The organism is Geobacter sp. DSM 9736, from assembly GCF_900187405.1.
Classification (GTDB): Bacteria; Desulfobacterota; Desulfuromonadia; order Geobacterales; family Geobacteraceae; genus DSM-9736.
This window is the reverse complement of the sequence record NZ_LT896716.1, coordinates 2,414,999-2,429,511: the sequence shown is the minus strand read 5'-3', so window position 1 is coordinate 2,429,511 and position 14,513 is coordinate 2,414,999. Positions and strand designations below refer to the sequence as shown.

General features: G+C 59.7%; 9 protein-coding genes. 6 read left to right on the top strand and 3 right to left on the bottom strand.

The window, feature by feature from the left end; genetic code table 11:
• Positions 1 to 301: 301 nt before the first annotated feature.
• The 3 genes from CFB04_RS11035 to CFB04_RS11025 all read right to left on the bottom strand — a co-directional run bounded on the left by CFB04_RS11035 (position 302) and on the right by CFB04_RS11025 (position 7,792).
• Complete coding sequence (locus tag CFB04_RS11035; RefSeq protein WP_088535320.1) at positions 302 to 1,924, bottom strand: DUF748 domain-containing protein; 1,623 nt, start codon at positions 1,922 to 1,924, stop codon at positions 302 to 304.
• Positions 1,925 to 2,015: 91 nt separating this feature from the next.
• Positions 2,016 to 5,993, bottom strand: a complete 3,978-nt coding sequence (locus tag CFB04_RS11030) for a translocation/assembly module TamB domain-containing protein (protein ID WP_088535319.1) — start codon at positions 5,991 to 5,993, stop codon at positions 2,016 to 2,018.
• On the bottom strand, positions 5,990 to 7,792 hold the full coding sequence (locus CFB04_RS11025; RefSeq protein WP_088535318.1) for an autotransporter assembly complex family protein: 1,803 nt from the start codon (positions 7,790 to 7,792) through the stop codon (positions 5,990 to 5,992). The genes CFB04_RS11030 and CFB04_RS11025 overlap by 4 nt, the downstream gene beginning before the upstream one ends.
• A 319-nt stretch (positions 7,793 to 8,111) precedes the next feature.
• On the opposite strand from CFB04_RS11025, the gene CFB04_RS11020 reads away from it, so the two are divergent.
• The 6 genes from CFB04_RS11020 to CFB04_RS10995 all read left to right on the top strand — a co-directional run bounded on the left by CFB04_RS11020 (position 8,112) and on the right by CFB04_RS10995 (position 14,483).
• Entirely contained in the window at positions 8,112 to 8,861 is a 750-nt protein-coding gene (locus tag CFB04_RS11020) for a nucleotidyltransferase (protein WP_088535317.1), read from the top strand.
• 1 nt (position 8,862) lies between these two features.
• Complete coding sequence (locus CFB04_RS11015; RefSeq protein WP_088535316.1) at positions 8,863 to 9,645, top strand: sugar phosphate isomerase/epimerase; 783 nt, start codon at positions 8,863 to 8,865, stop codon at positions 9,643 to 9,645.
• Between the two features lie 18 nt (positions 9,646 to 9,663).
• A complete protein-coding gene (locus CFB04_RS11010) occupies positions 9,664 to 10,728 on the top strand; it encodes an NADH:flavin oxidoreductase/NADH oxidase (protein ID WP_088535315.1) in 1,065 nt (354 codons plus the stop codon).
• A 16-nt stretch (positions 10,729 to 10,744) separates the two neighbouring features.
• A complete protein-coding gene (locus CFB04_RS11005) occupies positions 10,745 to 11,554 on the top strand; it encodes an FRG domain-containing protein (RefSeq protein ID WP_157698779.1) in 810 nt (269 codons plus the stop codon).
• Positions 11,555 to 11,620: 66 nt separating this feature from the next.
• The gene (locus CFB04_RS11000; RefSeq protein ID WP_157698778.1) at positions 11,621 to 13,600 is read left to right on the top strand and encodes a right-handed parallel beta-helix repeat-containing protein; all 1,980 of its coding nucleotides are present in this window, start codon (positions 11,621 to 11,623) and stop codon (positions 13,598 to 13,600) included.
• Between the two features lie 91 nt (positions 13,601 to 13,691).
• Positions 13,692 to 14,483, top strand: a complete 792-nt coding sequence (locus CFB04_RS10995; RefSeq protein WP_088535312.1) for a carboxypeptidase-like regulatory domain-containing protein — start codon at positions 13,692 to 13,694, stop codon at positions 14,481 to 14,483.
• Positions 14,484 to 14,513 lie beyond the last annotated feature (30 nt).

The following is a 14,513-nucleotide window of genomic DNA, read 5'->3' as shown; positions in this document are numbered from 1 at the left end:
AGCTTTGCCTCTAGAAGCGCCAATTTGCTCCGGGATATCGTATTCTCGTGAGAGCTACTGCCCTTTTTGTGAAGCATGCCCCCGGGAAAACGTTTCAGGCCTTCTCCCATACGAGACTGCGCACCACGTTATTTACCCATGGGAACTTTTCAGGATGCATAGTCGACAGGTTCTTCAACTGATACTACGCATACCCCAGAAGCAATTTGTGAAAGAGCGGCGTTTGAGTTTATTGTAGCTCTGGCTTGGGGGGGTGTCAACAGCTCAAGTTGGCGATTATTAATCATTAAACCGATTTTTTTTACTTGCCGCCCCCCCGCCTGACCTCTTCCTCGAAACCAGGTAAAATGGCTCGTAAAAATGCATTCCTGAGCAGGTTCACGATCGTCTGCCACGTTCCGACCCGTGGTTGGTCCAGTGTCCCCGATATGTCCGTTTTGGTGGCTACCGATTCTCGCGGACGGTTCTCAAGCAGTCCGGCTACCCCTCCTACCAGTCCCTCGTAGAGTTTGCGGAACAGCCCCTTTTCCTTGTCCTGGCGGCGGTCATAGACATTCATGTCCCGGAATAACGGTTTCACATACCCCTTCACTCTGGTGCCGTTGACTGTGATTTCGGAGTAGAAGGAGAATTTCCCAGCCACCACATCGAAATTGCCGTAGGCCCTTAGCAGGTTGTTCATGGTCTTCATGTCCGTGCCGTAGATCGAGAGGTTCAGGTCGAAGTCAGGTCCCTTTTCTTCGGGTCGGAAGGTTGCCGTTACCTTCGTTGCACCGCTCCCCATGAATTTGCCGCTGAGGTTCAACTTCGCCGGACCCTGGCTGAATTTGTTCGAGAGGTTCGTCAGCAGCAAATCGGTATTGGACATAAAGGCCCGGTACGTCGGAGATGCTTGCCTGTTGATGAAGCCGAATTCACAGTCCTTGATCTGCAGGCGATCGAGCCGGAGAAGCAGCCCGGGCTTCTCCTGTATTTTTTTTGCTTCCTGCACCGCCTCGGCTTTTCCCTTCTTTTTCGTGACGGCCGTTACGCCTTCCTGAATGTAATCAGCCTTCAGCTTCTCGACAGTCAGATACTTTACCTCGGCTATCTTCTCTTTGGGGGCGTACACCACTCTCCCGCTGGTTGAGAGGATTCCCCCTTCTATGTCCACTTTGGAGCGGGCGAGGATCGGCTTCAGGTAGTCGAGCGGTACGTTTGTCACCTCGAATGTCGCCTGCCCGGTAGGATTCGGCTCCGCCAGGAAGTTGGCAGCTCCGTCCACAGCGACCTTGCCGGTACCGAAAATCACCATGTCCATGTGGAATGGTGAAGGGAAAACATTTTTGGCGGAGGCGCGGTTCCGGATGTTCCTGACACGTAGGTTCAGCTTGGTGAAGTGGAGCGGTTTCTTGATCGCTTTCTCGTCGACATAGGTAATATCCCCATCTGAAATAGAGAAGACGTTGACTTTTAACGGATACAGCGCCTGCACCGCCTGCTGCCATCGCTTTTTCCGCACCGGCTCCGGGTGTTTCGCTTCTTCCTTCAACTGCGCCAGGTTCACGTTTATGACCGGATGCGCCACCTTCATTTCCGCTACAAGCCGCCCCGAGAGAAGTCCGCGCCAGTAGATGCCGGAATGAATGCGGTCGAACCGGGCGACCGGCGGGTCGGGGTGCTTTTCCTGCGTGATCGACAGGTTCTTGAGGGTCACGGAGAGGCTGAGGGGGTGGAGCGAGAGGTGCGGGATTCGCACTGTGTAGCCTTTAAGCTGCCTGTTTGCTTCCCGCTCCGTATACCGGCGGAGTGGCTCGTCTATGAAAAAAGAGGCGATGATGAGGAGCACGATGAGCAGGAGGAGGATGCCGAGTACGACCAGAAGTGCCTTCGGAAGTTTCGACACGAACCGCTGCAACCCAGGTAGAGCCTTGTTGTCAGTCATCGGGCCCCTCTCCGAATTAAGTAATTGTAATTAGTGTAGGTATTTATGCCAGATTGTCAACAGGAGGCGCATCTGCGCGGGATGAAGGGGATCAATCGAAATCGATCTTGTAAAACAGGTCGGCGCCACTTTCCGCACCAGCCTGCGTCTCGATCTGCCACTTGCGGCTGATGTCGTACCGCAGCCTGAAAATGTTGGTGCCGGTGAATAGCGAGCGGCCATAGCTGACGTAAAGCCGCGGCGTAAGGTATTTCCCCAGGAGGACGGTGGTGTCTGAGATTGCGCCGGCCTCTGCCGGCGCGCTACCGGGAGGAGCCACGGCAACGCGCCGGTACCCCCCCATGTATCCCTTCTGCTGTTCCCCGGTCTGAATCTCGATCGTGCTCAATCCGAGGCGGCTTTTCACCTGGTCCTGCAGGGCCACCGATTGCCCGGCGGACAGGAGGGCGGCGGCTGCACGGGAGACGAGGCCTGCTTGTTCGCCGCTGCTCTGGCCGAGAGGATGTCCGAGTACCATGTAGGCGAGGATATCCACATCGGGCATGGCGGGTTCCGAATACAGCTTGACCACGGGGGCCGCAACGGATCCTGCTACTGTAACGCCGGCTTTCACATCTTCGAGCGTGCGGAGCGCGAGTATGTCAAGGGTCGGCTGGGCAAGGGGACCTCCGGCATAGAAGATCCTTCCGCGGACTATTTCCAGATCAAGCCCGTACGCTTTGTAGCGGCCCTCTACGACCTTTATCTCTCCTCGACTTGAAATACGCTCAAGGTCCTCTCCCGTCAGGTCTAGCCCCCCTTCCAGCCGGGCGTCGATCCCCTTGGCCTTCACGATGACGCGATCGCCAAGCCGGATCCCCACACGCAGGGCGACGGAAGTGCGGCCCGACTGCTCATTCGGGGGTGCATCCAGTATCACCACGTCGCTGCTCGGTTCCACCGGTGATCCGGTGGTTTCACCGGTGATCCGCAGGTCCGGGATCAGCACGTTTCCCGTTACGGCAGCCCGGGCCGGGGTTCCCGATATTTCGAGGCGAGGGGTGACGGTGCCGCTCATTCCGGGCAGGTTCACCGCCTGAAAACGCTCGCCGCTCAACGTGAAGCGGTAATCCGCGACCTGACCCTTTCCGAGCCTGATCTCTCCGGCCCCTTCGAGAAAGCCCGGGCCCGACGCGGCCCTGAATTTCTCGACCACCACCCGCTCGCGATCGAATCGTGCATAAACCTCGGTACCGGAAACCCGGATTCCCGCCGAGGGTATGTAGGCGCTTCCCCCCTTTAGCTGTGCGGTCCCCAGAAGCTTCGGAGCGTTCCACGATCCTTCCGCCCTCAGATCGTAACCAAGTGTGCCGTGGCCTTCCTGAACTATACCAGGAAAGAGGGCGGTGATGACTCCGAGCTCCCGGACCTCGCCCGTGATATACCCCAGCAGGGAACGAGTGCGGTCGATTTCCAGTGGGAACCGGGCAGGGATGGGAAGGCGCACCTGCCCCCTGGTTTCCCCCCATTGCGAAAGGCTCGCCGTGAAGCCCCCTTCGAGCTCGCTGCCTTTCCATCCCCAGGCGGCGTCTAGCGTACGTATCCTCGTGGCGAGCCTGCCGCCGGAGGCGGCCACCTGAACCGAGCCGGAAGAAAGCGTGGTTTTGCCTATCATCTCGAACCGGCTGCCGGGATGAAGGGTAGTAGTGACCCGCCCGGCCAGGCGGCCGGTCATGTCGAAGTTTTCCGGCAGCCATGGTTGAAGCAGTGCCATGTCTATGTCCCACTGGACGTCTCCCTTCCCCTCCTGCGGGATGCCGAGACGGGGTGGGAGGTGCGAGGCGAAGCGGGCCGAACCGTGTCCGTTGGTCCCCAGATCGAGTTCGGCGAGGCCGCTCATCCCCTCTTCCTCCAGGTCGAGGCGAACAAAAGCGTTCCTTACCTGGACCGCTTTCCCGTCGGCGGCTACCGTTCCGGCAAGGAGCGCCTGCCCCGTTCCGGTAACAAGCCGGCGGGAGGTTAGACGCAGGTCCACCTCTCCCGAAGAATCGCCATGGAGTTGCACTCCCTCCAACCATGGGTTGGCGCGGTCAAGAAGAATCGAGTTCCACTCCGCCCGGAGGCTGCCGCCAAGGGGCTTACGGCTGAACCCTGCCGAAGCCGTAACTCTTTCGCCGCCGGCACTGACAACATTCAGCGAGGAAAGTGCTAGCCGCTCCCTGGAGATATCGAGAGGAGCCGGCCCCAGCATCTTCCACGCTCCCAGCGGGTCCTTGCCGGATAAGGCGGTTATCTCACCTTGCCAGGCTTCATTGTGGTATCCCCCCCGGACACTCATCCAAAGAGACGCTTGCGGTGCCGTCATTTCGATCGAGACGGTGTGTGCGGCAATCGATCCGTCAAAGTCAAGCGTCGCCGCGTCTGCAGAAATGTGCTGCCAGTCGACCCCCTGGAGCCAAAGGCGGCCGGTTGCGGAATCGGATCGGTCAGTGCCTGCCCTGGCTACCAAGCGTGCCTGGGCAATGCCGGCTCCGCCGGCGGAGAGGTTTTCCCCTTGGACCACTATCTCCCCTGCCGGCAGCGTGCCGCTCCACCGGACCCAGCCCTGCGCCGACGCCTGACCTGCCACTCCCGGTGCGACCAGCCTCAGGTCGTCCGCATCAGCGATGAAGGAAAGACGCTTCGTGAGATCACCTGAAGCAGTGGCGGAGAAACCTTCTCCTTTGACGAAAAGTTCTCTTATGGTGACCCTTTTCCCTGAGAATCGGGCATCGAGTTTCCCGGTCAGGGGGCGGCCATGGAGGGTGCTAGGAAGGAATGTTCCTGTCACTTCGCCGCTCATTTCTTTTCCCGAGACGCTTGATATTGCAGCATCCGCCTCGAAGCTGACCTCTCCCTGCCAGCGCCGGTCCACAATGGAAGGATTTAAATTCATCGCTTTAACCGAGCTTCGAAGTCTTATCTCTTCATGCCATCCGATGCTGAGGCTGCCACTTATAGTGCCGCTGAGGAACGTTCCCGATAGCGGAGCGAGAGTGATTCCGCGGTCATTCCCCCTGAAGGGTGAGGATAGAGCAGCGAGGCGCCAGGCCTCTCCACGGTTCTGAAGGGCGACGCTTCCCACGTATGCCGAGGGGGTGCCGCTGAATGTGAGCCTTCCGGAAAGGTCGGTGTGCCGGCCGGTTTCGGAGAACAGATCCAGTTTCTCCGTCTGCAGGTGGGCGGTGTAATGCGGGCCTTCCTTGCGGAGGGTTACGGTAGCTGTGCCGGTGACCTTTCCCGACTTGCCGGTGCGTTGGGCGATGATCCGGCGCAGGCGTATTTCCGTCCTGGTCAGTGCCAGTTCTCCTTTTACTGCAAACGGCCCGGTTTTCGCTCCTTTGCCGTTGATGGAGATCCGGCCGCCAATGAACTCGGGGGACTTTCCGGGTATCAGTCGCAGTCTTACGGAAATGGTCTCAATCGCTGTCTTAACGGCGGGAAGTATGGCGAGATCGGCGCGGAGAGAGGGGAAACGGAAACCCGCCGCGACATTTCCCGAAACACTCCCCTCAGGAGCCGATGCCTGGAGGCCGTAGAGGCTGAGCGTACCGTCGTTCCACGCGGCGGAACCTGTGAGCGAGGTCAGGCGAATGGGCTTCGCGTCACGGCTACGGTAGATAAGGTCCGTGACCCGCAGTTGCTCAACCCGAACCTCTGTTCGAAGTAGAATGCCGGAGACTCGCGGCCATCCGATAGCCGGAGGTTTTCCGGAAGGGGGGGACAGGTCGTGAACGTGGACTCCCTCCAGGACCAGCTCCTTCACGAGCACCCGACCGTTAAGCAGGGCGTGAGGGTACCAGTCGAGATGCAGTCGGGCCGCCTCCAGCCTTGTGTGTGGTAGCTCGATACGAAGACCGGCCAGATGGAGCGGCCCGAGCAGCTTTCCCTCGACCTCCTTCGTGCTTACCTTCACCGGCGAATAGCGCGAGATAATCCGGAATATCGTTTGCGTGCCGCTGCTGCTTCCTCCGAGCCATACAACGATTCCTGCCAGAAGGATCATCGTCAGCAGGAGCCCGGCAGCTATGGCGATGGCGATCTTTCTCAAAGCTCGAATCCAAGGGTAAAATGAATGCGGAGCGCCGGCTCAGGTTCCGCGAGCTGGCGAGCCAGGGAGAGGTTCAGCGCGCCTATCGGACTGTAATAATGGATACCGATCCCGGCACCCTGGGCGACGGCGACGTTTGCGAAGGCGTTGAAGGCATTTCCGGCATCGTAGAAAGCGGAAACGGCCCAGTTGTCGAACAGGTCCCGGAAGAGCTCTGCCGTCCCGGTAAGCAGGTGCCGTCCGCCGGTCACTTCGCCCGCTGCGTTCCTTGGTCCAAGGGCGCGGTAGGAGTAGCCCCGGACACTGGTGTCGCCGCCGGCGAAGAAGCGCAGGGATGCCGGCAGCTCCGCCAGCGGGTCGTTCTGTGCGGTAAATGCCCCCCTGCCTCTCAGGAAGAGAGAGAAGCGCCAGGGGAGGGGGAGGAAGGTGCTTGCGTCGGTAACAAGCTGCAGGAGGCCCGTATCGGAACCAAGGTACTGATGTGTTCCCCTCAGATCGAATCCGTACCGGTACCCCTTGCGAGGGCGCAGGAGGCTGTCGTACCTGTCCTCCGTGAAGCGGTATCCGGGCAGGACCAGCCGCGAATCGGAGCGCTCGCTTCCTATGATGAAGCTTTCCTGCTGTACCCGGACGTAGGCGGTGCCCCGGCGGCCCGAGCCGAAACTGTGGTTTCGCCCGAGCTCCACCGCCACAAACCGGCTGATGTAGGCCGCCACATCCTCCTGCTGGAGCGTCAGCTGAAGTGAGGTGGAAGTGTTGATGTCACGGGGGCTCGGTACTACATATTCGGAATGCAGACCCTGGAGGCGTTCGGATATGAAAAGGTTCGAGTTGAACTCATGTGCCATGTTCCAGAGATTGCGGTCGCGGTAGCGGATCGAGAACCTGGCCCCGGTGTCGGTACCGTAGCCGATCCCGGGATGGAGGGTATGGCGGGGGGCGGCTTCCAGCTGGACCAGCACCGGTATCCGGTGGTCGGGCGATGCCTTTTCCCGTTCCGGCGTTACGACCACCTGCCGGAAGCGGTCGGCGTTGGTGTAGTTGACCTGCGTCTCTCCGAGCTTGCCATACGAGAATACCTCTCCTTCCCGGAATGCCAGGTACCGCCGAAGGAAATCTCCAGGGTATTGCTCCGCCCCCTGGATCGCGGCGGAACCGAAGTAGTAGCGTGGACCGGTTTCCATGACCAGATCGATCTCGGCTTTCTCTTCCGCACGGTTGATTCCTATCCGATGCTGAACGAAGTCGGCATCCAGATAGCCGAGTTCCTGAGCCCGTGCCTGGAGGGCGGCTTTCGTCCGCTCGTACTCCTGCTGAAGCAGGACATCCCCCTGTCTGAGCGGGAACTCCTCCACCAGGTCTTTCAGAGTTTCCTCCCCGGCTCCGGCGCCTTGCACCGCCATGTGAACCCTCGACAGCCGCACCGGAGGCCCCGGCTCAACCGAAACGTGCAGAACGAATTCTCCCGAATCCGGTTCCTCCACGATTGCTTTCGCCTTTCCCTTGTAGTAGCCGAACGGCTCTATGGCGCGTCGCGCCTTTTCCTCCGCCTGCCGCCGCAGCCGTTCGAGCCACAGTCGGTCAACTCTGCCTTCACGAACTATATCACGAGGGAGCGTCAGCGCCTGCTGGACGTTGGCGCTGAGTTCTCCTTCGACCCCCTCGACTACAAGCTCCAGGCTCTCCGCCGCCATTGCCTGGGAGGCGCAGCATGTTATGAGAAGCGTCATCAGCTGGAGAACGGGCATGTTCAGGCAGAAGCGCCTCAGGCCCGGCAATAATGCCCTGGGTGTTATCATGAATGCAGTTTATCATGAATTGCCCAAGACGCATTCATAATGAGCTCGGTCCGGCTCACGCGTTTCCTTCCGGGTGAAATGAAAAAGATCATCCCGCTCCTTTACAGGGTGTTGATCAGAGATATACTTGAGTCAGCCTGTTTCCGAGAACGGTAACTTTAGAAAGGGGTTTTCCTATGGAGAGTCGCTTTCTAAGGGCACAAAGCCCAGGGCCCGTCAGTGACGGGATGGCCGGGTTGCCGAAGAAACAGGCTCAAACCTATCGCAAGCCGCTGATTGCCGTGTCGGTCCAGCGGCTTCTTTGTGTCCGGAGACCGAAATGGAAAAAGAGCCGCTGATAGATCGCGTGCAGGGGGAAGCGATACTTAACGAGCTTATAACGGATGAGCAGTGGGCTGTCTGCTCCGGAGTGATCACCAAGGCGCGGCGACAGGGGCTCGGGTTCGCCATGGGAGGGGGGCTTGCCTTCTCCGCCTATTCCGGAAACCTGCGTAATACGAAGGACATGGATTTCTTTATCCTGCCCCGTGACGAAGTGATGATGAAAGCAATCATGGCTGAGGAGGGTTTCGAGGAGTACAAGGCCGTCCCCTACGACCCTACCTGGAGCTATCGCGGAGCCCGGGAGGGATACATCATAGACCTTCTCTGGCGGATGCTAAACAACCGTACCGCCGTGGATGAGACGTGGACCGGACGCGGGTGGGAGGTGAAAATCAGAGGTGTGCCGTTTCGCCTTATCCCTCCTGAAGAACTGCTCTGGTCAAAGCTCTACATCATGCGGAGAGATCGTTGCGATTGGCCTGACATCCTCGGGCTGCTCTACGCTCAGGGGCCCACAATGGACTGGGATCATCTGCTCGATCGCCTGCAGCACGATTCGCCCGTTCTTGCTGCAGTGACAACTCTCTTCCGCTGGCTCTGCCCGGCCGTTGGAGCCAGGATTCCCGCTTCGGTTTGGAAGCGGATGGGGATATGTGCGGGGGCCGAGGCGCAGGAACTTCTTGTGAACCGGGAGCGGACCGCCCTCTTCAAGGGGCACGATTGGTTCCCGGGCAACGGAGGATGAGGTGCAGGTAGGATCGATGAATCATCCCCAGCAGGATGTGGTGGGGGAAATCGAGTGGATGGCCGAAATGGGACTCGATTTCATCGACCTGACCCTTGAGCCCCCTGCGGCCGGCTACTGGCAGATCGACCGGCAGGCGGTTCGCCGGGCACTCGACCGCCACCGGCTCGGCATAGTGGGTCATACCGCCTATTACCTGCCCCTTGGTCACCCGTTCGAGGAGATCAGGAAGGCTGCCGTAACCGAGCTGTCGCGATGCCTCGAATGTTTTGCAGAACTCGGAGCCGACTCGATGAACATTCACCCTGACACCAGGGCGCCGATGCATGACCGCGAATTTCTCGTGAGACAGAACCTCAGAAGCCTGATGGAACTGCAGGAGGTGGCGGAGCGTACCGGTGTCTCCCTCATGGTGGAGAATCTCCCTGGGGAATACAATAACGTCGAACAGCTTGGAGAACTCCTCGACAACCATCCCGAGCTCGGTCTGCACCTCGACCTCGGGCATACGAATCTTCTTGTTGAGGAGAACACGGCCGAGGAGCTCCTGGCGGTGTATGGTTCCCGCCTTCGCCACGTGCACCTCCACGATAACCGGGGGGGGAGCCACGACATGCATCTGCCGCTGGGTGCCGGCACAATCGACCTGCCGGCGTGCGTGGCGGCCCTCAAAAGAGCGGGTTACGACGGCCCGATCACCCTGGAGGTCTTCACTCCCGATCGTTTCTTCGTCCAGTACAGCGCCGAGAAGCTGAGGCGGATCTGGGCGGAGACGCCCCCCTAGTCACGGGGATCAACCGTTATGAGCGTCCTTTTCTCTCCGATCACGCTGCGGAGCATTACCTGCCGCAACCGCATCTTCGTCTCTCCCATGTGCCAGTATTCGAGCCGCGAGGGATTTCCCACCGACTGGCACCTGGTCCACCTGGGTAGTCGTGCGGCGGGAGGCGCCGGTCTGGTTATGGTGGAGGCCACAGCCGTCAGCGAGGAGGGGCGCATAAGCCCGGATGACAGCGGCATCTGGCTGGAGGAGCATGTTGAGGCTTTCTCCCCCATTGCTGGTTTTCTCCGGAGCCAGGGGGCCGTTGCCGGTATACAGCTTGCCCATGCCGGACGCAAGGCCTCGACAGACGCCCCCTGGAACGGTAGCCGCCCTCTGGGTGCCGGCGAGCGGGGGTGGACACCGGTAGCTCCCACCGTCGAGCCGTTCGCACCCGGACATCCGCCTCCCCACCCGCTGACGGAAGAGGATCTCGATGTCGTCGAGGAGGAGTTCCGCGCAGCCGCCCGCAGGGCATTGAAAGCCGGGTTCCAGACCGTTGAGGTTCACATGGCTCACGGGTACCTGCTCCACGAGTTTCTCTCCCCCCTTTCAAATCGGCGGACCGACGGGTATGGAGGTAGCCTGGAGAACCGGATGCGGTATCCCCTCCGGATCGCCCGCGCCGTGCGGGAAGAGTGGCCGCCCGATCTTCCACTTTTCGTCCGTATTTCGGCGGTGGACTGGATGCCGGGTGGGTGGGATCTCTCCCAGTCGGTCGAACTGGCCCGGTGCCTGCGTCAAGTGGGGGTCGATTTGATCGACTGTTCTTCCGGTGGTGTGGTGCCCGATGAAACGATCCCTGCCGGTCCGGGATTTCAGGTCCCCTTTGCGGCCGCCATTCGGCGTGATGTGGAAATCGCCACTGCGGCCGTCGGATTCATCACTGATCCGGCGCAGGCAGAGCATATCGTTGCCACCGGTCTTGCGGATGCCGTATTTCTAGGAAGGCAGATGCTCCGCGATCCGTACTGGCCCTTTCATGCCGCCCGCAGTCTCGGCGTGGACATCCCGTGGCCTGAGCAGTACCAGAGGGCAAAGCAGTAGGAGGAGCGGCAGAAAGATGCCTGCGAAGAATGAGGCGAGGCTGGGAGAAATAATGTCAGTCCTTAAGGTTGAGAGCGAAACGATGTACCCGGTTTTCGGTATCGACTCGCTCCGCGATTATGTCGAGCTGCTGGAACTGAACCTGTGCCAGGAGTTCGCCATTTTTCGCGGGCAGTCCCGGGACTGGGAGCTTGTGCCGCGGATCGCCACCAGGATGCATGTGCGGCCGATACTGGAGAACGAGCAGGCGATGTTCAATGCGTTCCGGCACGAGGCGGTCAGCTTCGTGCGCCCTGAGCCGTCGTCGGAATGGGAATGGCTTGCGGTGGCTCAGCATCATGGACTTCCGACGAGGCTTCTCGACTGGTCTACTAACGCCCTGGGTGCCCTCTGGTTTGCCGTCCGCCGTCCCGGATCGGGGCAGGAGCACGGTGTCGTCTGGATATTCCTTCCCGCCGATGCCGATGTCATTCGAAGCACGGGTACCGGCGAGTCCCCTTTTTCGGGGACGGAGACCAAGGTCTATCTGCCGAGGCACATCGTCGGTCGTGTGCGTTCCCAGGAGGCTGCATTCACGGTTCACGAGTTCGTGCAGGCGGAAAACCGCTTCATACCCCTCGACCGTAACCGGCAGCAGAATCACAAGCTGATAAAGGTGATTATTCCGGCCGGCAGGTTCGCACCTATCCGCCACGACCTCTACCGCTGCGGCATCCATGCCGGTTCCCTCTTTCCGGACGTCGGCGGCATAGCGGAGCGCATCAGGAGCATGTACCTGTATCAGGAGGATGAGGATCAGGAGACGATGCTCAAGTGGAAGTACTGAGGAGGTGCCGGTTCGTTCAGGTTCATTCATATTGATTAATTTATGGCGAGATGGTACAAAGCGGGCATGATCAGACTACTATTCATCCTCATGATGTTCTGCCCGTTCACTGTCTTTGCCGGAATGGATCTGACGGTTGAAGGGAGGGTTTTTACGGAGCATGGTCCACTTCCGGGGGCGCGTGTGATGCTTTATACCGGGTACCAGGACATTGTTGAGGGGAAACCGGTAGCTACATCCTCGCCTGCCGATGCAAAAGGAGTTTACGCGCTGAAGGCTCCTCCCGGAGACTACTTCATCGTAGCCCGTGGCCTGCATGATGGACGCGAGTACCATGCCTACCACGGCAACAGCCCTCTGCATCTGGAGAAGGAGAGTGTCTGGGTCGCCCTTCAGGCAGTGCCGATCCCTCCCGCGCCGGCATACGTTCCGGGCGAAACCGGCATAGAGGGACGGCTGCTCTTCAAGGGTGAACCGGTGCAGGACGGATATGTGGCGCTCTATCCTCCCGGGAGCAGGACTTTCAAGGGGCTGGGGGTTAAGACGGTCTCGGCTGGGGGGGATGGCAGGTTTCGCATTCCTGTATCCTCCGGACGATATGTCGTGATCGGCAAGAAGATGGCGGGGGGAAAGAGCAACCGTCCTTTGCAGAAGGGGGATCTCTACTGCTACTACCCGCACAATCCTGTCGAAGTAAGGGAGGGTGAAACCGCCCGGATCGAGCTTTCATGCTACCCGAAGAACGACCGCGACCTGTTTGTCACTACTCCGCAGGTGAAGGATAATGAGCTGAAGACAGTGGCGGAGCAGGCTGCTTCCGGCACCGGCATCCGGGGCAGGGTCCTGGACCGGTCGGGAAAACCGGTTTCGGGGATGATGGTGCTTGCGTACCGACTGGCGGCGCCGGTGTTTCAGATGTACCACGTGTACCACGGCACCGAGTACTCTGCTATGACGGACGCCGCGGGAACGTTCTTCATTCCGATAGACCAGGACGGCGATTACGGGCTAGTGGCCCGGGATGTGCTCGGTGACGGTCCCCACAGTGGTGAGACCTATGGTCTCTATCAGGGGAACGCCCGTCACGCGGTTACCTACCGGAAGGGTAGCATGGTGGAAAATATTTCCATCACCGTGGGCAAGGTTATGTCCGGAGAACCCAGGCCGGAGCCTTCCGTGCGGAAGCCGGCAAAGATTGTAGGGACTCGTGGTGGTAAGCCGGTGGTCGTCCGTGACAGCGTCATCGAGCACGATACGGTATGGCAGGGGGAGATCCGGGTGGAGGGGGTAGTTTCGGTGCAGCGGGGCGCCACCCTCACGGTCCTTCCGGGCACGACGGTGCGGTTCAAGCGGATCGACCGGGACCATAACGAGATCGGTGACGGCGAGATCATGGTGGAGGGGCGGATCGTCGCCCGCGGGACAAAGGACCGCCCTATAGTCTTTACTTCGGCCGAGAGGAAGCCGAAGGTGAACGACTGGTCGTACCTTCAGTTTCTGGCGGCGGACCCGGAAAATGTCATCGAACACTGCCGTTTCGAGTATGCCTTTGCCGGCGTCATGATCCACTACGCCCAGGTCAGGATTGCCGATACGGTTTTCCGCAACAACAACCGCGGCGTGCACTACAACACGGCCAACTTGCAGGTGGAACACTGCACGTTTACCGACAATCGCATCGGCATACGTTTCATGCGCCTGGAAGGTGAGGTTCGGATAACGGATAACGAAATTACCCGCAACGACCTGGGGGTCCTCTTCGTGCGCCAGCACGTGAACGCCGTGGATTTCGAACGGCTCAACAAGGGGACGCAGCCCCCACGATTCCAGCGGAACAACATTTACGGCAACCGTACCTACAATTTCTCGCTGGGGGAAGGGCAGGACCGTGATGTAGAGGTTCCGGAGAACTGGTGGGGCTCGCCTGAGCGGGATAAGGTGGCAGCGGGTATATACGACGGGACCAAGGATGAAGAACTGAGCCGGGTCTTTTTTGAGCCTTTTCTTGATGCGCCGGTTGCCGGAGCAGGGGCGAGGAGAAAGTAGCTGCGTCCGGGGCGGTTGTCAGTGGTTCCCGTAACGTCCTGAAGCATGTTCGGCTCGATGGGACTCAGGCCAATAGGCAGAAGGAGGAGGCATGAAAAGGATCTCTTCAGCGGTACTAGCGGTTGCCGTCATGCTGACGGCGGGACTCACTCTTGCGGCCGGGGAAGCCGCTACCGGAACACTCTCCGGGAAGATGATGATCAGCACCACCACTCCCATGTCCGAAGGAATGGTCTACATCTACAATCTTGCCAACGGGCCGGCACCTTCCCATGAGCGGTACTGGCGTGTGCCAGATTTCGTCGAGCGGCTAGACAAGGAGGGGCGTTTTTCGCTGGATCTGCCGGCTGGTGAATACTGCGTCGGAGCCATCAAGCGGCATGGCAGCACGCAGATAGGGCCACCGCAGGAGGGTGACCACTTCCTCATCGGACTCGACGATAAAAAGATCCCGAAAAAATACCGTCTGTCGAAGGGAGAGAAGCTGGATCTCGGCGTAATGGCCGGTGCGCTTCCATTTCGGGCGTTGCCGGTCAAGCAGGGGGTGACGGCAGTGGAGGGAACGGTTCAGGACCCCTCCGGAAAGCCTGTGGAAGGAGTGTTCATTTTCGCCTTCGTCACGCCGACTGTTATCGGGAAGCCTCTCTTCGTTTCCGACCGCAGCGACAAAGATGGGAAGTTCCTGCTCCGGGTGCACGAGGGTGGCACGTACTTCCTCAAGGTCAGGGACAGTTATGGCGGGGGCCCTCCACGCGGCGGATCGGTCCTGGACGGTAACAAAGAGGGACCTATGCAGAAGGTATCCCTCAAGACGGGAGAGGTGGTCCGGGGGGTAACACTGAAGGGCCTGAAGTTTCCGGGGCGCGGACCCAACAAGGAGTAGTTTTCTCCTTTGTTCGTAATCTAAGGCACC

Excerpts from the sequence above, each read along its gene's own strand:
- CFB04_RS11035 (WP_088535320.1), bottom strand. The coding sequence starts at position 1,924 with ATGACTGACAACAAGGCTCTACCTGGGTTGCAGCGGTTCGTGTCGAAA.
- CFB04_RS11025 (WP_088535318.1), bottom strand. The coding sequence starts at position 7,792 with ATGATAACACCCAGGGCATTATTGCCGGGCCTGAGGCGCTTCTGCCTG.
- CFB04_RS11020 (WP_088535317.1), top strand. The coding sequence starts at position 8,112 with ATGGAAAAAGAGCCGCTGATAGATCGCGTGCAGGGGGAAGCGATACTT.
- CFB04_RS11010 (WP_088535315.1), top strand. The coding sequence starts at position 9,664 with ATGAGCGTCCTTTTCTCTCCGATCACGCTGCGGAGCATTACCTGCCGC.
- CFB04_RS11005 (WP_157698779.1), top strand. The coding sequence starts at position 10,745 with ATGCCTGCGAAGAATGAGGCGAGGCTGGGAGAAATAATGTCAGTCCTT.
- CFB04_RS11000 (WP_157698778.1), top strand. The coding sequence starts at position 11,621 with ATGATCAGACTACTATTCATCCTCATGATGTTCTGCCCGTTCACTGTC.
- CFB04_RS10995 (WP_088535312.1), top strand. The coding sequence starts at position 13,692 with ATGAAAAGGATCTCTTCAGCGGTACTAGCGGTTGCCGTCATGCTGACG.